Below are 20,102 nucleotides of genomic sequence, written 5' to 3'. Positions count from 1 at the left end.
CAGCTGATTCCAGCGCCATCCCAGCAAAGACAGCAATAAGACGATTGCAATTACGATCAACCAACCCACGGTGACAACTCAGAGTGACAGCTCAGAGACAAAGACTGCTGGTCCAGAGTTCTTCCTCGTCACCGAGATGTGTCCGAACGCAAGTGGTCACGCACTCGCCATCATCCACCGAGCAGGTGGTGATGCACTCAAGGCATGCCTCAACAGAATCCCAGGTTCCAGCCTGCTGTTGCTCCATGGCGCTCTCAACCGACTGAAGGAGTTGTAGGTCGCCGCTGGATCTCTGTCACAGCTTCCATGAAGACGAGTGAAGGAGGCGGGTTTTAGCGCTGGCCGTCCTGATCGAGGCTGAACTCCAGCAATGCTGCCGTGAGCAAGGTCTTCATCGTCTGCAGTGCCTCCTGCTCTCTTGGATCCGGCCCCCCAGGCCATTTCTCGAGATGAAAGCTCACCGAGCGATGGAGCAGGCGAACAGCCTCGAGATCCAGATCGAACTGGAGCGTGGCGCGGGACTCACTCATATCCACATTCTCCCTAACGCCGGCTCACCATGGCCAAATCGTTGACAGCGAGAAACCTAGGGAGTAGTACATAATTACTACACTTATGTCTATGGAGTCCTTGAACGTACCCCTTGCTGGGACTTGGCCACCGATGGGCGCTGGGCAACTACGGCCCAGTCGATCCCTCATGGTGTGCCTCACCTGCCAGCACTTTCAGCACACCCTTGCCGAGGCAGGAGTCACTCAGCCGGTCTGCGCACGCCATCAACAATTGCTCCCCCAGGGAGCACACCTTGATCACCGCTGCCACCAGTGGATGCAGCGACTGGAGAAGGAGATCGGCTGGTGCCCAGAGGGTGCCTAATTCGCTTCAAATCCCCCACAGTGACAAACAAAAGCCCCCTCGTGAGAGGGGGCTTTCCGATTCAGTTGATCTGAATCGATTGGTCTGTTCCAGAAGGAACAGGTTGATTCCAGATCAACCGATGGCAGGAGCCTGCAGAGCCACAGGAGTGGACTCAACAGCAGCCAGGTCGAGGGGGAAGTTGTGAGCGTTGCGCTCGTGCATCACTTCCATGCCGAGGCCGGCACGGTTGATCATGTCGGCCCAGGTGTTCAGGACACGGCCCTGACTATCCAGGATGGACTGGTTGAAGTTGAAACCGTTCAGGTTGAAGGCCATGGTTGACACGCCCATGGACGTGAACCAGATGCCGACAACAGGCCAAGCACCCAGGAAGAAGTGAAGGCTACGGCTGTTGTTGAAGGAGGCGTATTGGAAGATCAGGCGACCGAAGTAACCGTGGGCAGCCACGATGTTGTAGGTCTCTTCCTCTTGGCCAAACTTGTAGCCGTAGTTCTGGGACTCACTCTCGGTGGTTTCACGCACCAAGGAGGAGGTCACCAGGGAGCCGTGCATGGCGGAGAACAAGCTGCCGCCGAAGACACCTGCGACGCCCAACATGTGGAAGGGGTGCATCAGGATGTTGTGCTCGGCCTGGAACACCAGCATGAAGTTGAAGGTGCCAGAGATGCCGAGGGGCATGCCGTCAGAGAAGGAGCCCTGACCGAAGGGGTAGACCAGGAAAACGGCCATCGCGGCAGACAGCGGAGCGCTGTACGCGACGCAGATCCAGGGGCGCATGCCCAGGCGGTAGGAGAGTTCCCACTGACGTCCCATGTAGGCGGAAATGCCGATGAGGAAGTGGAAGCAAACCAACTGATATGGGCCGCCGTTGTACAGCCACTCATCGAGGGAAGCAGCTTCCCAGATGGGGTAGAAGTGCAGGCCGATGGCGTTTGAAGAAGGAACAACAGCACCGGAGATGATGTTGTTGCCGTAGATCAGGGAGCCAGCGACAGGCTCACGGATGCCATCGATATCGACAGGGGGTGCTGCGATAAACGCAATGGTGAAGCAGATGGTGGCCGCCAAGAGGCAGGGAATCATCAGTACGCCGAACCAACCCACGTAAATGCGGTTGTTGGTGTCGGTAACCCACTGACAAAAGGCTTCCCAATTGCTCTGGCGTCCGCTGCGAATTGCGGTGGACATAGAAGAAAAGAAGACGAATGAACCTCTCCCCGGAAAAAAAAGGGGATAGGTGGACCAAGCCTATGGACGGAACCTTCCGTTACATGAGATCTAAACAATCAGAATCAGGTCTCAAGCAATCTTCATTAAGCGCTTCATGAAGCATTCATGAAGTTGCATGAAGCAGCCAATCGCGTGATTGCTGAACGAAGCCGTTCCAGTTCAGCCGCTCCTGCTCAGCGGCCTGGGCCACGAGCAACGGGGCCTGCTGCTTCAACGCCACAAGATCCAGCTCATCCACACCCGCATTGACCGCCAGCCAATCCGCCATGGAACGTCCCACCACGCGGGTGAGATAGGCCGCACTGAGGGCTTGCATCGCTCCAGCGATGAGCCAGCTCCCCCCATCCAACTTGGCCAGACCCAGCAAGGTTTGTCCGGTCCACTCCACCACGCCCTGGGCCAGCGCTACACGCGCCAGCTGCGCCGCCGCTTCCCTGAGCACATCTGGCTGCAGCGACGTTCCCCAGATCTCTCCCATCTCCTTGATCATCAATCCGTTGGCCACCGCGACGGCAAGAAGATCAAGGCTTGGGACTGGGGATGCCAACACAGAACCGGCAACCACCCATTGGGTGCGTTGCTGGATCTGCAGAAAGCGCTCACGCCGGAGCGACTCCAAGTCGCGCTGCCAGCGCCGGTGAAGATCAGCCAAAAGCCGCGGCCGCGTCTCGGAAGCCGCCTGTTTCAGCAAACGGCGCAAAGGCCCTAAAGCAGCCCGAAGCGACATCGAAGGATCCCGAACCAGAATTCGCTCACGCCAGCGATCGGGGAGATCAGCGAGGAGAGCAGAGATGGCATCAGGCGACGATTCCTGACCCTCGGGAGTCACAAGCAGCCAGGCAGGTTGATCATCCGGCAACTGCTGAAGCCAAAGCAGGTCTGAAGCCAACAATGGAGTGCCCAGGGTGAACAAAATCAGGTCCTGATCCACCAGCCCACGAGGCCAACAGCGGCTGCCCTCAGTGATCAAGGGATGGCACAACGACAGGCTCAAAGACACCGAGCCTGTAAGAGATCGGCTGAGGTCCTCTTCGTTTGGTCCCTGATGGTTCCCCAGGGCGACCATGGCCATACGCACAGGACCGCTGCGCTCCACCACCAACTTCAATTCAGCGCGTCGGGCTAGATCCGCGGATGGTTGCTGCTCAAAACGTGCGAACTGATCCAGCACCTCCTGGCAGCGAGAAATCCATCCATCCAGAGACACCGGTGCTGCGAACCGCGGTTTGCTGGGCTTGCGGCCGAGCCAGATCACCACGCCACCAGCAGCCAGGAGGCCCAGTCCTCCGCCGGGAACATGCATGACATCACTGATCAGCCAGTGTCCAGCAAGCAGGCCAGCTCCAGCCACAGCCAGCGGCCGCAGCAGCGACGTTGGTGGCATCACCAGATCTGGCAATGAAGCCGTGAATTTCAACAGAGAGTCTGTTGTAGCAGTGGCCCTTCTTAGCTCAACCCAACTCCTGAAACCAGGACTTCAGGTCAGAGGGAAGACTTCTCCATAACTTGGGAAGAAGACGGGTTCAGCCATGACACACAGTCATCCCAACCCGATGGTCGACAACCGCAAGGGGGTGCGCAGGGTTCTCATGGTGGCTCTGGGCCTGAACATCACCATGTCGCTTCTGAAGCTTCTGGTGGGGGTCATGAGTGGATCCCTGGCGGTGATCGCGGATGCCATGCACAGCGCCACCGATGCCCTCTCCAGCCTCACGGGACTGGTCACGAACAAGCTCTCCGATCCACAGCCGGATCGCGATCATCCCTATGGACATCGCAAATACGAGGCGGTCGGAGCCCTTGGAATCGCAGGTTTCATCCTGTTCACAGCCATCGAAATCCTCATGCGTTCAGGGGAGCGGCTCCTGGAGGGGCTGCCACCCATTCGTGTCACGGGCCAGGAGCTTGTGCTGCTCACCCTTGTGCTGGGGTTCAATCTCCTGCTTGCGGGGTATGAGCTGCGGGAAGGTCGGCGACTCAACAGCAACCTGCTCAAGGCGGATGCCCAGCATGCGGCGAGTGACGTCTGGACCACCGTGGTGGTGCTGGTTGGCATGGCAGGGGCGGTATGGCTGCAGGTGAGCTGGCTCGACGTTGCTTTGGCGATCCCCATGGCTCTGCTGCTGATCCGTGTCTGCTCGCAGGTGCTGCGCAGCACCTTGCCCTGGCTGGTGGACCACATGGCGATTGCCCCCGAGGCCATCTACGCCGAAGCGATGTCCACCGCCGGGGTGATGAATTGCCACGACATCGCCAGCCGCGGCGTGCTGGGTCAGCAGATCTTCATCGAAATGCATATGGTTGTCGATGCCGACGATCTCACCAAGGCGCACCAGATCACTGAGCAGGTGGAGGAGCGCTTGGAGGAAACCTTCGGCCCGGTGCGGTGCACCATCCATTTGGAACCAAAGGACTACGTGGAGGACTGGATCACCTACACCGGAGCCCATGGCTGAAGCCGACACCGAAGTGACGCCGCTCGCCGGGCTGACTGAGCGTCAGCAGAGGGGCCTGATCGACGTACTCGACGAAGTCGGCCGCGCCGATGGCTGGTCTTGGCAACTGCCAGTTTTGCTGCAGGAACGCTGCTGGCTGAGGCTGTCCAGAACTCCCCTCACGGAGCTGCATCGCCTACTTCCCCCGGATGGGCGTGATGAAGCCCCGGAACTGGTGCATTACAGGCGCCTGCTTCAGCAGGGGATGGATCCACTCTTGGCCCAGCAGAGCTGCTGGCATGACTTCGGCATGGAGGACTGCCAGAGAGCTCTCCGGGAGTATTGGAGCAGCCGGGACACGACCATCCACGGATGGACGGCCCAGCGTTACCGACAACTGGTGAGCAGCTACCGCGAGCGGATCGAACGGGGGATCACGGCTGTTCCGATGCTGGTGCTCGCTCGAAAGAACAGCGTTGAATGCCACCAGCTGCTCTGGATCACCGAAAACACCCCGGTGATGCGTCACACTTGCGCCTGATTCCAGGCCATGGGCCATGAGTGATTCCTACAGCGATCCCCAACATCAGGCGGGACAGGGAGACGGCAGCCGTGACGGCCAGCGCAGTCGTGGCAACCGTGCCGGCGGCCGCGAAGGCGGAGGCTTTCGGATTCGTCTGAGCGACAACGAAATGCGCTCGGCAAGGGCGCTACAAGAGGCCTTCAATCTCCGCTCCACCGTTGCGGTCCTTGGTTTCGCGGTCCGCAGCCTGGGCCAGATGTTGGAGGACGGCCAACTCGACGCTCTGATCGAGCAACAACGCAATCAGCCCGCCCGAAGTGGCCGCCGCGATGGCGGTGCTCGTGATGGAGGTGGTCGTGATGGAGGTGGCCGCGGTCGCCGGTTCGACGACGAGCGCAGCAGCAGGGGTTCCCGTCCGAACCCGTTTGCTCGCCCTGCCAAACCCCAACCCGAAGCACAGATTGAACCCGTAGCGGAATCGGCGGTGGAGCCGGTGGTGGAGTCGGTAGTGGAATCTGAAGCGGCCCCAATCGACGACACCAGTTCGGCCCCCGTTGCGGATGGATCGGCCTTAGAGGTGTCGACGGACGAGACCAAAACCGAAACGACAGAGGACTGATTGATGAGCCGGCCAAGGGTTCTTTCCGGGGTGCAACCGACAGGAGCGCTGCATCTCGGCAATTGGCTTGGTGCCATCCGCAACTGGGTTGACCTGCAGGAGAGCCACGACACCTTTGTCTGTGTGGTGGATCTCCACGCCATCACCGTTCCCCATGACCCCAGCCGTCTGGCTGAGGACACCCGCTCCACGGCTGCGCTGTACCTGGCCTGCGGCATGGACCCCAAGCGCTGCTCGGTGTTTGTGCAGAGCCAGGTGGCAGCCCACAGTGAACTCTGCTGGCTCCTGAATTGCGTCACACCGCTCAATTGGCTGGAACGGATGATCCAGTTCAAGGAAAAGGCGGTGAAGCAAGGGGACAACGTTTCCGTGGGTCTGCTGGACTACCCGGTGCTGATGGCCGCCGACATCCTTCTCTATGACGCTGACCTTGTGCCCGTCGGTGAAGACCAAAAGCAGCACTTAGAACTGGCGCGTGACATCGCTCAGCAGCGCATCAATGCCCGTTTCGGTGACAAGGAAACGCCCGTACTCAAGGTTCCGAAACCGCTGATCCTCAAGGAGGGCGCTCGGGTCATGAGCCTTACTGATGGTCGCAGCAAGATGAGCAAGAGCGATCCGAATGAGGGAAGTCGCATCACGCTGCTGGACCCTCCAGAGCTAATCACCAAAAAGATCAAACGCGCCAAAACCGACCCCCTGCGGGGACTTGAATTCGACAACCCGGATCGACCAGAAACTGACAACCTCTTGGGGCTTTACGCGATCCTCAGCGGCAAGGGAAGGGAGCAGGCCGCCAGCGAATGCGCCGAGATGGGATGGGGGCAGTTCAAACCGATGCTGGCCGAAGCCACAGTGAACGCCCTGGAGCCCATCCAGGTGCGCTATCGCGAGCTGATGAGCGACCCCGCGGAGCTCGACCAGGTGCTGAGCACGGGACGCGAAAAAGCCGAAACCGTGGCCAACGCCACGTTGGAGCGGGTTCGAGAGGCCCTGGGCTTTGCCCGACGAGCCTGATAACGACCAAAGACAACCATCAGCTGCTCTTATCAATACAAGGGACAAGGCCTCGCCCCATACCCCAAGAGATTTGACGGAAACAATCGCAGCGACAGCAATGAGTCCCGGAAGACTCTCAGGACGCTCTCACTTGCGTAGACACAGCGATACCACCATGTCAACCCCTCAGGAGCCGATCTCGCGCAGAGGCGTCGTGGGCCAGCACTGTGACCGTCCACCTGATTGTCCTGCGTGCGTCATCTTTTTGCTGCGTTCAACAAAACCTCTCGTTGGAGCCGACCTCTGGTCGGTGCAGCGCTGAGCGCAGGAATGGTTCTTTGCGCAGGAGCATCACAGCCCCCCCAAAGCCCCCAAGATCTCCTGACAGATATCGGCGACAGCGACAGCAGTCGCGCCTCCCTGTCGTCAGGTAACGAGGGAGGTCGCTACGAGTTGACGCCTGAGCGACGCGCACTGCTTAACACCATCCGCTACGCCGAAGGCACCTGGAAAGACGGTGAAGACAAGGGCTACCAAATCATGTACGGGGGAGGTCAGTTCCAGGACCTCTCCCGTCATCCAGAGCGGGTGATCGTGAAGCGATACACCAGCGCCGCTGCGGGTGCTTATCAGTTCCTGCCCAAGACCTGGAAAGGTGTCGCCCAGGAACTCAGGCTGTCCAGCTTCGAACCCAGGCACCAGGATCAGGCCGCACTGCATCTCGCGGAGCGAAGGGGTGCTCTCGATGAGATTGATCGGCAGGGTCTTACCAAGGACGCCATGGCAAAGCTGGCACCCGAATGGGCATCCTTCCCAACCAAAGCCGGTCACTCCGCCTACGGGCAACCGGTGAAGAGTCATCAGGAGCTGGCAAGTTTTTACAGCAGCAACCTGCGCCAGCTGAGAAGTCAGCTGGGTGCCTGAGGAGAACGGGAGGAACCCAGCTTCGCGGCCAGGGCCCACACCTCCGTGACCAAACCGTGCCACGGGTTCATGACCTCCATGGAAACGGCCATGGGCTGTGTTGAGGCAGCCACGAGGGAACGTGTGGCTGCAATCGCCTTCTTGCCGTCCCGCAGTCGCCGCTCCATGCCCTGACGCTCCTGGAGCGACATCACCTCATCCGGGCAGGCCTGAAGAAGCTCCTCCCCGCGCTGAAACCAGTGCTCGAAGTCATCGAGAAGGGAAGCCAGCAGTTCATCCAGCAGAGCACCAGCGTCCCGATTGGTTGACTCGCCCACGTGATGCCCTCGGGTCTCGCCCATAGGATGGCGGGCCTCGTACCTGAACCGGTGAGCAGCGCTGCAGCAACCACCCCAGCCCCTTCAGCACCAGTGGTTCTGCCCAAGACCAGCGAAAGCGATCAACTGCTCAAAATCCGCCACTCGATGAGCCACGTGATGGCCATGGCTGTGCAGCAGCTGTTTCCCAAGGCACGCGTCACCATCGGACCTTGGACCGAAACCGGGTTTTATTACGACTTCGACAATCCCGATCCCTTCACAGAGGCCGATCTGAAGGCCATCAAGAAAGGGATGATCAAGATCATCAACAAGAAACTGCCCCTTGAACGGGTTGAGGTGAGCCGCGGCGAGGCCGAAGCAAAAATCAAGGCCCAAAACGAGCCCTACAAGCTGGAGATCCTCGAAGGCCTTCAGGAGCCCATCACCCTCTACACCTTGGGTGAGGCCTGGTGGGACCTCTGCGCAGGACCTCACGTGGACCACACGGGGCAGCTCAACGCCAAGGCCTTTGAGCTGGAAAGCGTGGCAGGCGCCTACTGGCGTGGCGATGAAACCAAAGCGCAGCTGCAGCGCATCTACGGCACAGCCTGGGAAACCCCCGAACAACTGGCGGAGCACAAACGTCGCAAGGACGAAGCCCTGCGCCGGGATCACCGACGCATCGGCAAAGACCTCGACCTCTTCTCCATCGAGGATGAAGCCGGTGCAGGCCTGGTGTTCTGGCACCCCCGCGGCGCCCGCATGCGCCTGCTGATCGAGGAGTTCTGGCGTCAAGCCCACTTCGAGGGCGGATACGAGCTCCTCTACACACCCCACGTGGCCGACATCAGCCTCTGGAAGACATCAGGCCACCTCGACTTCTACGCCGAAAGCATGTTCGGTCCGATGGAGGTGGACGAACGGGAATACCAGCTCAAACCGATGAACTGCCCGTTCCACGTGCTCACCTACGCCAGCAAGCTGCGCAGCTATCGGGAACTGCCGATTCGCTGGGCCGAACTCGGGACTGTGTATCGCTACGAGCGACCGGGCGTGATGCACGGCCTGATGCGCGTGCGCGGCTTCACCCAAGACGATGCTCACGTGTTCTGCCTGCCGGAGCAGATCAGCGACGAGATTCTGAAAATCCTCGATCTCACCGAGCGCATCCTCTCCACCTTCGATTTCAGCAACTACGAGATCAACCTCTCCACCCGACCGGAGAAGTCGATCGGAGATGACGACGTCTGGGACCTCGCCACCAAAGGACTGATCGAGGCCCTGGAGCGCAAGGGCTGGGCGTACAAGATCGACGAAGGGGGCGGCGCCTTCTACGGCCCGAAGATCGATCTCAAAATCGAAGACGCCATCGGCCGGATGTGGCAGTGCTCGACCATCCAGCTGGATTTCAACCTGCCGGAACGCTTCAAGCTCGACTACATCGCCGCCGATGGAAGCAAGCAGCGTCCGATCATGATCCACCGCGCCATCTTCGGCTCGCTGGAACGCTTCTTCGGGATCATGACCGAAAACTATGCCGGCGATTACCCGTTCTGGCTGGCCCCTGAACAGGTGCGACTGCTGCCGGTCACCGACGAAGTGCAGCCCTACGCCGATCAGCTGCTGGACCAGCTCACCAAGGCCGGGGTACGCGCCACAGTCGACCGCAGCGGCGATCGCCTCGGGAAGTTGATCCGCACCGGCGAACAGATGAAGATCCCTGTTCTGGCCGTCATCGGTGCGAAAGAAGCGGAGCAGAGCGCTGTGAGCCTGCGCAGTCGCCGGGATGGTGATCTCGGGGTCACAGCAGTGGCCGACCTGCTCAGAGCTGCCCAGACGGCCAACAACCAACGCGCTGCAGGCCTGGAGCTGAACTGATGACGGAGTCACCTGTGAACAACCTGGCCGATCTCGCGCGTTTGCGTGGAGCACCAGAGCTGCTTCCTCAGACCAGAGATCAGCTCCGCCAAGAGCTCAACCAGGCGATGGCCACTGCCCATTGGTTCACCATTGGCGTCATGGCCCCCTCCATGGATCAGGCCCTCTCAGCGCTGCGCAATCTGGAGCAAAGCCAACAGTGGGAGTCCATGGAGCTTGTCGACAGCCCGGAGGGACCGGGTCCTGTTTTTCTGAAAGCCAACCAAAGGGGGGGGACAATCCGGATTCGGATCGAGCACGGCCTCGGCGAAGGAATTCTGATCACTGGGCACGGCGAGGACGAAACCACGCAAAGCACCACCTGGGGACCACTTCCACTGGACTTCTTCTCCTGACCTTCCCACGCTGGTAGGAGATACCGCGGGTTTGTATGGCCACCCCCACACTCCTTGCAGGGGACATGGGAGGCACCAAGACCCTGCTTGCTCTTTACGAGAGTGACGGGAGTCAGCTTCGCCTGCTGCATCAGCAGCGCTTCCGCTCCGGGGAATGGTCTTCTCTCGAGCCGATGCTCGGCAGCTTCCTCAACGATCGTCCAGCCGATCTTGCAGCTCCTGCTCATGCCTGCATCGCCGTCGCCGGTCCGGTACGTCACAGGGAGGCTCGGATTACCAATCTGCCCTGGCGGCTCCGGGAGGCCGACCTGGCTCATGCAGCGGGATTGGAACGTCTCGAGCTAGTCAACGACTTCGGCGTGCTGATTTACGGGCTGCCCCACTTCGATGACAGCCAGCAAGTGATCCTTCAAAACGGTGAACAGGATCATGGCCCCCTGGCGATTCTTGGTGCCGGCACCGGTCTTGGCATGGCACGGGGACTGCGGACCGAACAGGGCTTGGTTGCCTTGGCAAGCGAGGGAGGGCACCGCGAGTTCGCCCCGCGCAATGAAGCGGAATGGAACCTGGCCTGTTGGCTCAAACAGGATCTCGGCGTCAGCAGGCTGTCGATCGAGCGCATCGTGAGTGGCACCGGCCTGGGGCATGTGGCCCACTGGCTGCTTCAAAAACCCGATGCCGGAATGCACCCCCTGCGCAGCGTTGCCGAAGCCTGGCGACGCAACAGCCCCAACGATCTTCCGGCTCAGGTGAGCCTCGCGGCTGAAGAGGGAGACCCTTTGATGCAGCGCGCTTTGCAGTTATGGCTCGAGGCCTATGGATCAGCGGCAGGCGACCTTGCCCTGCAAGAACTCTGCACAGGAGGCCTCTGGGTCGGTGGTGGCACCGCATCAAAACAATTAAAAGGACTGCGATCCGAAAGCTTTCTCAACGCGATGCGCGATAAGGGACGCTTCCGCGAGCTGATTGAAGGGCTGCAGGTCACAGCCGTGATCGATCCCGATGCCGGACTGTTCAGTGCCGCCTGCCGCGCACAGATGCTGGCGGAGTCAGGTGGGACACTGGCCTGAGCAGAGGATCAGCGATGTCGCAGCCGCGCATCGGTCAGAAAGTGGTCGTTGACGTCCCGGCAACTACCGCCAATCTCGGACCAGGCTTTGACTGCCTCGGTGCTGCCCTCGATCTGAACAACCGTTTCGCGATGCGTCGGATCGAAGGCGGTGGTGAACGGTTTGAGCTGATTATTGAAGGTTCGGAGGGCAGCCACCTCCGCGGTGGGCCAGAGAATCTCGTTTACAGAGCGGCGCAACGGGTATGGAAGGCGGCTGGGCTCGAACCCGTTGCGCTGGAAGCACGGGTTCGGCTTGCGGTGCCACCTGCACGGGGACTGGGCAGCAGTGCCACGGCGATTGTGGCCGGATTAATGGGGGCCAATGCCCTCGTTGGTGAACCCCTCTCCAAGGAGAAGCTGCTGGAACTGGCCATTGATATTGAAGGGCACCCCGACAACGTTGTGCCTTCTCTTCTGGGGGGGCTCTGCATGACCGCCAAGGCTGCATCCCAGCGCTGGCGTGTGGTTCGTTGCGAATGGACGCCGAGTGTGAAGGCCGTTATTGCGATTCCATCGATTCGCCTCAGCACCAGCGAAGCCCGCCGCGCCATGCCCAAGGCCATCCCCGTTGGCGATGCGGTGGTGAACTTGGGCGCCCTGACCCTGCTGCTTCAAGGGCTCCGCACCGGCAATGGTGACCTGATCTCCGACGGCATGCATGATCGACTGCACGAGCCTTACCGCTGGCGGCTGATCAAAGGCGGTGACCAGGTCAAACAGGCGGCAATGGACGCTGGAGCCTGGGGTTGCGCGATCAGCGGTGCAGGGCCGAGCGTCCTGGCGCTCTGCTCGGAAGACAAAGGCCCAGGCGTCAGCCGCGCCATGGTCAAAGCGTGGGAAGCGGCGGGAGTCGCCAGCCGTGCACCGGTGCTGAATCTGCAGACCTCAGGCAGCCACTGGCAACCTGCGGAAGATGAGTAGATCCACCTAAATGGAGGGTTCAGCCCTGTTAGCTTTGTTAAAGATTGCAGACAGGGAATGGACGCTGGGTTAGCAGAGCTTGCTGTCTCGAGCAGTCCATTCCCCTGGTTATCCCTGATTGTGTTGCTGCCGGCGGCAGCAGCCCTGGTGCTGCCACTGGTACCAGCCAGCGAGGACAAGCCATCCCCGGCGCCCAGGATCATTACGCTCATCGTCCTTCTGGTCGATCTGCTGCTGATGATGGGGGTGTTTGCCACCCGCTTCGACCCCAGCGCTGAAGGCCTCCAGTTGGTGGAGCGTGTGAGCTGGCTCCCGGCCCTCGGCCTGGAGTGGTCCCTTGGTGTGGATGGTCTTTCCGCGCCTTTGGTCGTTCTCAGCGGCCTGGTGACCTTGCTCTCAGTAGCCGCCAGCTGGTCGGTTGAGCGCAAACCAAGGCTGTACTTCGCCCTGATGCTGGTTCAGGCCTCTGCCCAGGGCCTGGTCTTTCTCTCCCAAGACTTCCTGCTCTTCTTCCTCGCCTGGGAATTGGAGCTGGTTCCCGTTTACCTGTTGATCGCTATTTGGGGCGGACAGAACCGCCAATACGCCGCGACCAAATTCATCCTCTACACAGCGCTGGCCTCATTGCTGATCCTGATCAGTGGTTTAGCGCTGGCCTTTTCGGGCGATTCCTTTACGTTCAACCTCACTGAACTGGCCGCTCGCTCCCCCGGCGGCAGCTTTGGCCTGTTGTGTTACCTGGGCTTCCTGATCGGCTTCGGCGTCAAACTGCCGATGTTCCCTCTGCACACGTGGCTCCCGGATGCCCACGGTGAGGCGAATGCGCCGGTTTCGATGCTTCTGGCAGGTGTGCTCTTGAAAATGGGCGGATACGCGCTGCTCCGCTTCAACGTGCAGATGCTGCCGGATGCGCACTACACCCTCGCTCCTGCACTGGTGATCCTCGGGATCGTGAACATCGTCTACGGCGCCCTCAACGCCTTTGCCCAAGACAACGTGAAGCGCAGGATCGCTTGCAGCTCAGTCAGTCACATGGGATTTGTTCTTGTGGGGATCGGTGCCGTGGATGCACTGGGGATCAGCGGCGCGATGCTGCAAATGGTCAGCCACGGCCTGATCGCCGCCGCGATGTTCTTCGTGACAGGGGTGTTTTACGAGCGAACAAAAACTCTCTCAATTCCAAACATGGGGGGGTTGGCGAAAGCGTTGCCCATCACCTTCGCCTTCTTCCTGGCCAGCTCCCTGGCATCGCTGGCGCTGCCAGGTATGAGCGGCTTTATCAGTGAAATCACCGTGTTCCTTGGCATCACCAGCCAGGAAGCCTTCACCTCACTGTTCCGATCGATCACCGTGCTTCTGGCCGCCATCGGTCTTGTACTCACACCGATCTATCTGCTCTCCATGTGCAGGAGAGTGTTCTTTGGCCCAAGGATTCCTGCACTTGCCAGCGTGAATGACATGAGGCCTAGGGAATTGATCATTGGCCTCAGCCTGCTGGTACCAACCCTGGTGATCGGAATCTGGCCTCGCGTCGCAATGGATCTCTACGAGGCCTCCACCAATGCCCTCGCCCTGCAGTTCATCGCCAGCTGAAATGACAACCTCTATTTCCCCCCTCCTTCGCGGCAAAGGGCTGCCCGAGTTTCAGGCCATTTCGCCAGATCTGGTCAGCCAAGACATTCCTGTTCTCCTCGAACAGCTCGATCGAGCCTTCAGTGAGCTTGAGAAATCTCTGGAATCAGCCTTAGCGGGCCCGTCCCGACTCTCCTGGGACGCGGTCATGCAGCCGCTTCAGGCCATCGGCGAACGGCTGCGGTGGAGCTGGGGTGTGGTGTCTCACCTCAATGGCGTCTGCAATTCTCCCGAGCTACGCGATGCCCATGCCACCCAGCAGCCCGATGTTGTGCGTCTCAGCAACCGCCTGGGGCAAAGCCAGATTCTTCATCGGGCCCTGGAATCACTGCAAAGCAGTCCTGCCGATCCGCTAAACGCAACCCAACAGAGGATTCTGAAATCAGAGTTGCTGTCGATGCAGCAGCGCGGGGTTGGCCTCAGTGGCGATGAGAAAGCAGCTTTCAACCGCACCAGTGAGCGTCTGGCCGCACTCTCCACCCAGTTCGGAAATCACGTCCTCGATGCCACGCAGCAGTGGGCCCTGAAGCTCACCCAACCCAACGAGGTGGACGGCCTGCCGCAAAGGGCTTTGGAAGCACTGGCCGCAGCAGCGCGTGAAGCAGGGGACGCTGAGGCTTCCGCTGAATCAGGCCCCTGGCTGCTCGGGCTGGACATGCCCCGCTACCTGCCGTTCCTGACCCATGCCAAAAACCGTGCCCTGCGAGAACAGGCCTATCGCGCTCACGTGGGTCGAGCAAGCGAGGGAGAACTCGATAACTGTGCGTTGATTGAAGAAATCCTGACCCTAAGGAGAGAACAAGCCGCTCGCCTGGGGTATGCCCACTGGGCTGATCTCAGCCTCAGCGCCAAAATGGCCGATGACGTGCCGGCGGTCGAAGCACTCCTGGAAGAACTCCGCGCTGCGGCCTATCCAGCAGCTGAGCAGGAACTGCGGGATCTCCAAGCCATCGCCCTGGAACACCAAGCCCCGGAAGCCGATGACTTGGCCCCCTGGGATGTCGCGTACTGGTCAGAGCGACTGCGCCAATCCCGTTTCGACTTAGATCAAGAAGCTCTGCGCCCCTGGTTCCCACTGCCGAAGGTTCTAGACGGTCTGTTCAGCCTCTGCTCACGGCTGTTTGACGTGGAGATTGTCGCCGCCGATGGCGAGGCACCGATCTGGAACGACGATGTTCGCTTCTTCCGGGTGAAACGCTCGGATGGCATACCGATCGCTGGCTTCTACCTGGACCCCTACAGCCGGCCGGCGAGCAAACGCGGTGGGGCCTGGATGGATGAATGCCTCGGCCTGAAGAAGCAACCGGATGGATCGGTGGTGCTGCCGGTGGCCTATCTGATCTGCAACCAGACTCCACCTGTCGGAGACACCCCCAGCCTGATGAGCTTCGAGGAGGTGGAGACCCTCTTCCATGAATTCGGCCATGGGCTCCAGCACATGCTCACCACCGTTGAAGAACCGGAAGCCGCCGGCATCAGCAACGTGGAATGGGATGCCGTTGAACTCCCCAGCCAGTTCATGGAGAACTGGTGCCTCGATCACGCCACATTGATGGGCATGGCGCGCCACTGGAAGACCGGTGAACCTCTGCCTGAGGCTGAATTCAACAAGCTACGCAGCAGTCGCACCTTCAATGCGGGACTGGCCACCCTGCGGCAAGTTCACTTCGCCCTCAGTGACCTTCGCCTCCACAGCAAGTGGACTCCGGAGCTCGGCATTACGCCCGACGCGCTGCGCCGTGAGATCGCCGCGACCACCACAGTGATGGCTCCGATCCCGGAGGATCAATTCCTCTGTTCCTTCGGCCATATCTTTGCGGGCGGTTATTCAGCCGGGTACTACTCCTACAAATGGGCTGAAGTGCTGAGTGCGGATGCCTTCTCAGCATTTGAGGAGGTGGGTCTGGATCATGAGCATCGGGTTCGTGAAACCGGAGCTCGCTTCCGCGACACCGTGCTCAGCCTGGGTGGTAGCCGCTCCCCTTCGGAAGTCTTCGAAGCATTCCGCGGCCGCCCTGCAAGCACCGAGGCGCTGATTCGCCATTCCGGCCTGGTTGCCGCGGCCTGAGCTGAGTCAGCTTCAACCCAGGAAATAAGCAGCATTGGCTTGCCACCACTGGGCCACGCTGGTGGGGTTTCGCCCGGTGAGTTGGCGAAAATCAGTGGTAATGCGGCTGGCCTGGCCGGCGCGGAAGGCATCGAGGTGGCACATCACCTCAATGTCCAGCGTGGCCGGGTCATAACCAGCTTCGTTGAGCATCATGTCCACAAAGGCGCCGCGCGGCATGTCCTGGTAGCTGATCGGCCGGCCCAACGCCGCTGAGGCCGCTTCGGCCACGGCCGTGAAACTCACCGCCTGCGGGCCAGTGATGACATAGTCGCGGCCGTGGTGCTGCTCCACCGAAGCGGTGAGCACCGCCGCAAGGGCGGCACTTACATCCTCCAGCGCCACAAATCCCACCTGGGCCTCACCAACACAGGAGAGCAACAGGCTGTTGCCCACGATCAAATCGCGGAAGGGGTAGAAATTCGATTCCATCACCGTTTGCGGCCCCACGGTCGTCCAGGGCAGCTGGGAGTCGCTCATGGCCTGCTCCACAGCCCGGCCGGCATCACCTAGGGCGTCGTTGTGCTCCACCCCACCGGTGAGCAGCACCACCTGGGCCTGGGCACCAGCGCGCACCATCGCCTCAATCACATGGCACTCGCGCTGCTGCTTGCACGCATCCATGGGGGCATTCACCAGAACCCGATCAACCCCCTGCATCAATGGCTGAAGGGACGCCGGATCATCCATATCAGCAGCCATAAGCTCCACCCCGGGCGCCCGCAGCGGCTCAAGGCGAGCCAGTGAGCGTCCGGTGGCACGCACCGGCACCCCCTGCTGCGCCAGGACTTGCACCACCTGGCGGCCAAACATGCCCGTGGCAGACATCACCAGAATCATCGACCCAGCCCTCAGAGGTGCTCTCCAGACTTAGCCAGCAGCTGCGCGAGTGTCCTCTGCTCCTCGCCCACTTGGTCGGGGAAGCACCGCGACAGCACAGCGATGTCCGCTTCTTCCGCGGCCTGAACTCACTCGCGCAACTTGCTGCAAAGCCGTCGAAGGGCGGCGGGATGGCTAATCAACTGCTGATGGGTCCAAACGGGGAGGCCCTCGCGACGACCCATCGGCAGAACGGCCCTCCAGCCTGGACACACCATCAGATCCCAGCGGCAAAAGAAGCTGCAGCACTCGATACCAGCCAGGGCCTTGGGCTGTCCATTCAGTTGCCGTAACAGGCGACTGCCCACTTTCATGTCTGCAGCGCCGGCCAGTAGCGGGCGGGGCATCAGCTGGGCGGCAAGGGTGCCCTGCTGTGGACTGCCCACGCTGAAGAAGCGCCTGGTGCGCTGCACCCCCCCCAGCTCCTGCAACCAGATCCTCCCGATCACTCCCCCCATCGAGAACCCCAGAAGATCAACTTCGGTGTCTGAACCGAAGCGCTCCTGAATGTGCTGATCCAAGCGAGACGCCAACTGTCGTAAGGGGACCCACCCCAGACCATGGGGAAGGTGCGGCGCAAGCAACGGGCGAACCGGCTGGTCAAGCTCCTGAATCAGGCGGTGAAAGAGGCGGGGCGTGTCCCAGAGACCATGCACCAGCACGAGGGGAGTGGTCACAGCGCCGACGTCCCACCGTGACGCGAACGTTCCACGAACACCCGACCGTTGAACCCTGGAACCGGTGCAGCACATTTGGTCAGTCGCAGCCAGACCGGGATGGGCCCGTACAGCGTTTCCAGACGATCCAGAACCTGCTCGCTGAAGTGCTCGATCGTGAGGCAACGAACCTGCTGGGACAGAGCTTGCAGGGCCTGAATCGCCACGCTGTAGTCAAGGCTCCGGTTCAGGTCGTCGGCTCCTGCGGCGGCAGTCAGATCAAGCTGAACACTGAAATCAAGGCTGAACCACTGGCCATCCCGGCGTTCGTGCTCCAACACCCCGACATGGGCCCACAAGCGGAGCTCCCGCACCCCGATGCAATCCATCAGAGGGGCCGGTCGATGTGGGTGAAGGCACGGCTGCCGTTGGCGTAGTCCGCAGCGATGTGGCCCTCGCCGCGCAACCGGTAGCGGTACGTCACCAGCCCCTCCAGACCGACCGGTCCCCGGGGCGGCAGGGTCTGGGTGCTAATTCCCACCTCAGCGCCGAATCCGTAGCGGAAACCATCGGCAAACCGGCTCGAGCAGTTGTGATAAACCCCGGCGCTGTCCACCGCCGCAAGGAAGCGATCAGCAGCCTTGGAATCCTCGGTAAGGATCACTTCGGTGTGACGCGACCCGTAAGAGCGGATGTGGTCGGTGGCTGCCTCCAGATCATCCACCAGCTTCACTGCCAGGATCAAATCCAGATACTCGGTGCTCCAGTCCTCCTCCGTGGCCGCTTCAGCGACACCAAGGGCCATGCTCTCCGCATCGCCCCGCAGCTGAACCCCGGCAGCCGCGAATGCCGGCAGTGCTGCAGCCAGAAAAGGCTTGGCAATGGCCCGGTGCACCAGCAACGTTTCGATGGCATTGCAGGCTGCGGGGTACTGGCTCTTGCTGTCCACCGCCACCCGAACGGCTTTTTCGACGTTGGCCGCAGCATCCACAAAGAGATGGCAGACCCCATCTGCATGGCCGAGCACCGGGATGCGGGTGTTGTCCTGGATGAAGCGAACCAGTTCGTTGCTGCCCCTGGGGATGATCAGATCCACGAGGCCATCCAGACGCAACAACGCCAGGCTCTCCTGACGTGTGGTGAGCAGCGCGAGGGCATCGGCAGACACCGGACTTGCCGCCAGACCTGCCTGCAAGGCTTCCATCACGGCCTCGTTGGTGCAGCGCGCCTCACTGCCCCCCTTCAGCAGGGCACCATTCCCCGAACGAATCGCCAGGGACGCGATCTGCATGACCGCATCAGGCCTGGCTTCAAAGATCACACCCACCACCCCAAGCGGGACGGAGACCCGTTCCAGGACTAATCCATGATCCAGCTCCCTATGCAACTGGCGACAGCCCAGTGGATCGCTCAGGCTGGCCACCTTGCGGACGCCATCAATCGCTGCAGCCAACTTGGTTTCATCCAGCTTCAGCCTGGCCATCAGGGCCGGTGCCAGACCCTCGGTTGCTGAACGTTCAAGATCCTGACGATTGGCAGCAAGGATGCTCTCGGCGCGCTCGGTCAGAGCATCCGCCATCGCCTGGAGCGCCAGCGCCCGTTGGCCGTCATCAGTCTGCCCCAGATCAACAGCAGCACGACGGACAGCCGCTGCACGCTGCAACAGCGCGGCGGAAGGCTCTGGAACGCTGGACATCAACGCAATCAATCTGGAGCCATCATCCCGTTCAGCCGCTGCAGGGCGAGCCGCGCAGCCCCAAGGCGTCCGGCGCCATTACCAAGGCAGGCGGCTTCGATGCGCAACCCCTCCCGCGACACGGCCTGAACCCGCGACTCCACCTCGCGGCGTACTGACGGGAGAAAGTGATGCGCTGCACCCGCCAGCCCACCACCCAGCAACACCAACTGAGGGGTAAACACGTAAACCAAAGAGGCAACGCCACAGCCCAGACACTCGCCGTAACGGTTCCAGACCTCAACGGCAGCCGGATCACCGGCATCGGCCTCTGCACTGAGCTGGCGAGGATCGCGATCGCAGAGCCGCCGCAGGCCCGTGATGCTCGCGAACTGCTCCAGGGAGCCACGGTTGCCGCTGTTGCAGGCCGGACCATCGGGCTGCAACCCGATCAGCCCCGGTTCCGCCGCCGCACCGTTGTGGCCCGTGAACAACTCCCCCTGCAGGAGCACTCCCCCTCCCACACCGGTGCCGAGGGTGAGCAGAACCACATCCTCCACACCCTGGGCAGCACCGAGCCAGGCCTCACCCACCACGGCACAGTTGCCGTCATTGGCGAGGGTGACCCGGCGATTGAGCCGTGACTCCAACCAGTCCGCCAGCGGCACGTCCTCCCAGCCGGGCAAGTTGATGCAAACCCGCGCCACCCGGGCAGCCGCATCCATCGGACCAGGAAGCCCGATGCCAACCGCCTCGGCCTGGTGCTCCGGGTCGATCTTTGCGATGGCCTCACAAAGGGCCATGGTCACGGCGCCAGGAACGGCGGGCTGCGGTGTGGGCCATTGCGCCTCCGCTAGCACCGTGCCATCGGAAGAGATCCGAGCCAGCTTGATCGCCGTGCCCCCGAGATCCACACCGATCACCTGCGCAACAGGCATGA

At 61.2% G+C, this 20,102-nt stretch carries 21 protein-coding genes; 12 read left to right on the top strand and 9 right to left on the bottom strand.

From position 1 onward, the window contains the following. Nucleotides 1–332: 332 nt before the first annotated feature. Nucleotides 333–530, bottom strand: coding sequence for a hypothetical protein (locus FZX13_RS01615; protein WP_115023495.1), 198 nt, complete (start codon nt 528–530; stop codon nt 333–335). 169 nt (nt 531–699) lie between these two features. On the opposite strand from FZX13_RS01615, the gene FZX13_RS01610 reads away from it, so the two are divergent. Beyond that, entirely contained in the window at nt 700–876 is a 177-nt protein-coding gene (locus FZX13_RS01610) for a galactose oxidase (protein ID WP_226406685.1), read from the top strand. A 114-nt stretch (nt 877–990) separates the two neighbouring features. On the opposite strand, the gene psbA is transcribed toward FZX13_RS01610, so the two are convergent. Then, nucleotides 991–2,067, bottom strand: a complete 1,077-nt coding sequence (gene psbA / locus FZX13_RS01605) for a photosystem II q(b) protein (protein ID WP_166016669.1) — start codon at nt 2,065–2,067, stop codon at nt 991–993. 145 nt (nt 2,068–2,212) lie between these two features. Then, the gene (locus tag FZX13_RS01600; protein ID WP_226406683.1) at nt 2,213–3,493 is read right to left on the bottom strand and encodes a YcjF family protein; all 1,281 of its coding nucleotides are present in this window, start codon (nt 3,491–3,493) and stop codon (nt 2,213–2,215) included. 145 nt (nt 3,494–3,638) lie between these two features. Here FZX13_RS01600 and FZX13_RS01595 point away from each other — a divergent pair, with 145 nt between their 5' ends. The 5 genes from FZX13_RS01595 (at nt 3,639) to FZX13_RS01575 (ending at nt 7,609) form a co-directional block, all read left to right on the top strand. Beyond that, nucleotides 3,639–4,565: a cation diffusion facilitator family transporter gene (locus FZX13_RS01595; RefSeq protein WP_226406681.1), complete on the top strand. Its 927-nt coding sequence runs from the start codon at nt 3,639–3,641 to the stop codon at nt 4,563–4,565. Beyond that, nucleotides 4,558–5,085: a hypothetical protein gene (locus tag FZX13_RS01590; RefSeq protein ID WP_226406679.1), complete on the top strand. Its 528-nt coding sequence runs from the start codon at nt 4,558–4,560 to the stop codon at nt 5,083–5,085. Before FZX13_RS01595 ends, FZX13_RS01590 begins: the two co-directional genes overlap by 8 nt. A 16-nt stretch (nt 5,086–5,101) precedes the next feature. Beyond that, complete coding sequence (locus FZX13_RS01585; RefSeq protein WP_226406668.1) at nt 5,102–5,686, top strand: hypothetical protein; 585 nt, start codon at nt 5,102–5,104, stop codon at nt 5,684–5,686. A gap of 3 nt (nt 5,687–5,689) precedes the next feature. After that, the gene (trpS, locus tag FZX13_RS01580; protein WP_226398463.1) at nt 5,690–6,703 is read left to right on the top strand and encodes a tryptophan--tRNA ligase; all 1,014 of its coding nucleotides are present in this window, start codon (nt 5,690–5,692) and stop codon (nt 6,701–6,703) included. 312 nt (nt 6,704–7,015) lie between these two features. After that, nucleotides 7,016–7,609, top strand: a complete 594-nt coding sequence (locus tag FZX13_RS01575; protein ID WP_226408208.1) for a glycoside hydrolase family 104 protein — start codon at nt 7,016–7,018, stop codon at nt 7,607–7,609. Here FZX13_RS01575 and FZX13_RS01570 read toward each other — a convergent pair. Beyond that, a complete protein-coding gene (locus tag FZX13_RS01570; protein ID WP_226406666.1) occupies nt 7,594–7,950 on the bottom strand; it encodes a DUF2605 family protein in 357 nt (118 codons plus the stop codon). The genes FZX13_RS01575 and FZX13_RS01570 overlap by 16 nt on opposite strands. Before the next feature lie 3 nt (nt 7,951–7,953). Here FZX13_RS01570 and thrS point away from each other — a divergent pair, with 3 nt between their 5' ends. Genes thrS through FZX13_RS01540 form a run of 6 tightly spaced genes read left to right on the top strand, consistent with a single transcriptional unit; the run spans nt 7,954 to nt 15,913 of the window. Further along, on the top strand, nt 7,954–9,786 hold the full coding sequence (thrS, locus tag FZX13_RS01565) for a threonine--tRNA ligase (RefSeq protein WP_226406655.1): 1,833 nt from the start codon (nt 7,954–7,956) through the stop codon (nt 9,784–9,786). Next, a complete protein-coding gene (locus tag FZX13_RS01560) occupies nt 9,786–10,181 on the top strand; it encodes a DUF1824 family protein (protein WP_226398460.1) in 396 nt (131 codons plus the stop codon). Before thrS ends, FZX13_RS01560 begins: the two co-directional genes overlap by 1 nt. A 35-nt stretch (nt 10,182–10,216) precedes the next feature. Continuing rightward, nucleotides 10,217–11,251, top strand: coding sequence for a glucokinase (locus FZX13_RS01555; RefSeq protein ID WP_226406653.1), 1,035 nt, complete (start codon nt 10,217–10,219; stop codon nt 11,249–11,251). Nucleotides 11,252–11,265: 14 nt separating this feature from the next. Then, nucleotides 11,266–12,213: a homoserine kinase gene (thrB, locus tag FZX13_RS01550; protein ID WP_226398458.1), complete on the top strand. Its 948-nt coding sequence runs from the start codon at nt 11,266–11,268 to the stop codon at nt 12,211–12,213. A gap of 57 nt (nt 12,214–12,270) precedes the next feature. Further along, complete coding sequence (locus FZX13_RS01545) at nt 12,271–13,806, top strand: NAD(P)H-quinone oxidoreductase subunit 4 (RefSeq protein ID WP_226406651.1); 1,536 nt, start codon at nt 12,271–12,273, stop codon at nt 13,804–13,806. Between the two features lies 1 nt (nt 13,807). Further along, nucleotides 13,808–15,913: a M3 family metallopeptidase gene (locus FZX13_RS01540; protein WP_226406640.1), complete on the top strand. Its 2,106-nt coding sequence runs from the start codon at nt 13,808–13,810 to the stop codon at nt 15,911–15,913. Nucleotides 15,914–15,925: 12 nt separating this feature from the next. On the opposite strand, the gene FZX13_RS01535 is transcribed toward FZX13_RS01540, so the two are convergent. The 5 genes from FZX13_RS01535 to FZX13_RS01515 all read right to left on the bottom strand — a co-directional run bounded on the left by FZX13_RS01535 (nt 15,926) and on the right by FZX13_RS01515 (nt 20,100). Beyond that, on the bottom strand, nt 15,926–16,780 hold the full coding sequence (locus FZX13_RS01535) for an NAD(P)H-binding protein (protein ID WP_226406638.1): 855 nt from the start codon (nt 16,778–16,780) through the stop codon (nt 15,926–15,928). Between the two features lie 140 nt (nt 16,781–16,920). After that, on the bottom strand, nt 16,921–17,508 hold the full coding sequence (locus tag FZX13_RS01530) for an alpha/beta fold hydrolase (protein WP_226406637.1): 588 nt from the start codon (nt 17,506–17,508) through the stop codon (nt 16,921–16,923). Next, complete coding sequence (locus tag FZX13_RS01525) at nt 17,505–17,876, bottom strand: dihydroneopterin aldolase (RefSeq protein WP_226406635.1); 372 nt, start codon at nt 17,874–17,876, stop codon at nt 17,505–17,507. The genes FZX13_RS01530 and FZX13_RS01525 overlap by 4 nt, the downstream gene beginning before the upstream one ends. Further along, complete coding sequence (locus FZX13_RS01520; protein ID WP_226406633.1) at nt 17,876–19,183, bottom strand: glutamate-5-semialdehyde dehydrogenase; 1,308 nt, start codon at nt 19,181–19,183, stop codon at nt 17,876–17,878. The genes FZX13_RS01525 and FZX13_RS01520 overlap by 1 nt, the downstream gene beginning before the upstream one ends. A gap of 8 nt (nt 19,184–19,191) precedes the next feature. Beyond that, complete coding sequence (locus tag FZX13_RS01515) at nt 19,192–20,100, bottom strand: ROK family protein (protein ID WP_226398453.1); 909 nt, start codon at nt 20,098–20,100, stop codon at nt 19,192–19,194. Between the last annotated feature and the right edge of the window lie 2 nt (nt 20,101–20,102).

Source organism: Synechococcus sp. MU1625 (assembly GCF_020514205.1).
Lineage (GTDB): Bacteria > Cyanobacteriota > Cyanobacteriia > PCC-6307 > Cyanobiaceae > Parasynechococcus.
This window is presented reverse-complemented; position numbering and strand designations above follow the sequence as displayed.

Bases quoted from the DNA above. Each gene is read 5' to 3' on its own strand.
- FZX13_RS01615 (WP_115023495.1), bottom strand. From the start codon at position 530: ATGAGTGAGTCCCGCGCCACGCTCCAGTTCGATCTGGATCTCGAGGCT.
- FZX13_RS01610 (WP_226406685.1), top strand. From the start codon at position 700: ATGGTGTGCCTCACCTGCCAGCACTTTCAGCACACCCTTGCCGAGGCA.
- psbA (WP_166016669.1), bottom strand. From the start codon at position 2,067: ATGTCCACCGCAATTCGCAGCGGACGCCAGAGCAATTGGGAAGCCTTT.
- FZX13_RS01600 (WP_226406683.1), bottom strand. From the start codon at position 3,493: ATGCCACCAACGTCGCTGCTGCGGCCGCTGGCTGTGGCTGGAGCTGGC.
- FZX13_RS01595 (WP_226406681.1), top strand. From the start codon at position 3,639: ATGACACACAGTCATCCCAACCCGATGGTCGACAACCGCAAGGGGGTG.
- FZX13_RS01590 (WP_226406679.1), top strand. From the start codon at position 4,558: ATGGCTGAAGCCGACACCGAAGTGACGCCGCTCGCCGGGCTGACTGAG.
- FZX13_RS01585 (WP_226406668.1), top strand. From the start codon at position 5,102: ATGAGTGATTCCTACAGCGATCCCCAACATCAGGCGGGACAGGGAGAC.
- trpS (WP_226398463.1), top strand. From the start codon at position 5,690: ATGAGCCGGCCAAGGGTTCTTTCCGGGGTGCAACCGACAGGAGCGCTG.
- FZX13_RS01575 (WP_226408208.1), top strand. From the start codon at position 7,016: ATGGTTCTTTGCGCAGGAGCATCACAGCCCCCCCAAAGCCCCCAAGAT.
- FZX13_RS01570 (WP_226406666.1), bottom strand. From the start codon at position 7,950: ATGGGCGAGACCCGAGGGCATCACGTGGGCGAGTCAACCAATCGGGAC.
- thrS (WP_226406655.1), top strand. From the start codon at position 7,954: ATGGCGGGCCTCGTACCTGAACCGGTGAGCAGCGCTGCAGCAACCACC.
- FZX13_RS01560 (WP_226398460.1), top strand. From the start codon at position 9,786: ATGACGGAGTCACCTGTGAACAACCTGGCCGATCTCGCGCGTTTGCGT.
- FZX13_RS01555 (WP_226406653.1), top strand. From the start codon at position 10,217: ATGGCCACCCCCACACTCCTTGCAGGGGACATGGGAGGCACCAAGACC.
- thrB (WP_226398458.1), top strand. From the start codon at position 11,266: ATGTCGCAGCCGCGCATCGGTCAGAAAGTGGTCGTTGACGTCCCGGCA.
- FZX13_RS01545 (WP_226406651.1), top strand. From the start codon at position 12,271: ATGGACGCTGGGTTAGCAGAGCTTGCTGTCTCGAGCAGTCCATTCCCC.
- FZX13_RS01540 (WP_226406640.1), top strand. From the start codon at position 13,808: ATGACAACCTCTATTTCCCCCCTCCTTCGCGGCAAAGGGCTGCCCGAG.
- FZX13_RS01535 (WP_226406638.1), bottom strand. From the start codon at position 16,780: ATGTCTGCCACGGGCATGTTTGGCCGCCAGGTGGTGCAAGTCCTGGCG.
- FZX13_RS01525 (WP_226406635.1), bottom strand. From the start codon at position 17,876: ATGGATTGCATCGGGGTGCGGGAGCTCCGCTTGTGGGCCCATGTCGGG.
- FZX13_RS01520 (WP_226406633.1), bottom strand. From the start codon at position 19,183: ATGTCCAGCGTTCCAGAGCCTTCCGCCGCGCTGTTGCAGCGTGCAGCG.
- FZX13_RS01515 (WP_226398453.1), bottom strand. From the start codon at position 20,100: ATGCCTGTTGCGCAGGTGATCGGTGTGGATCTCGGGGGCACGGCGATC.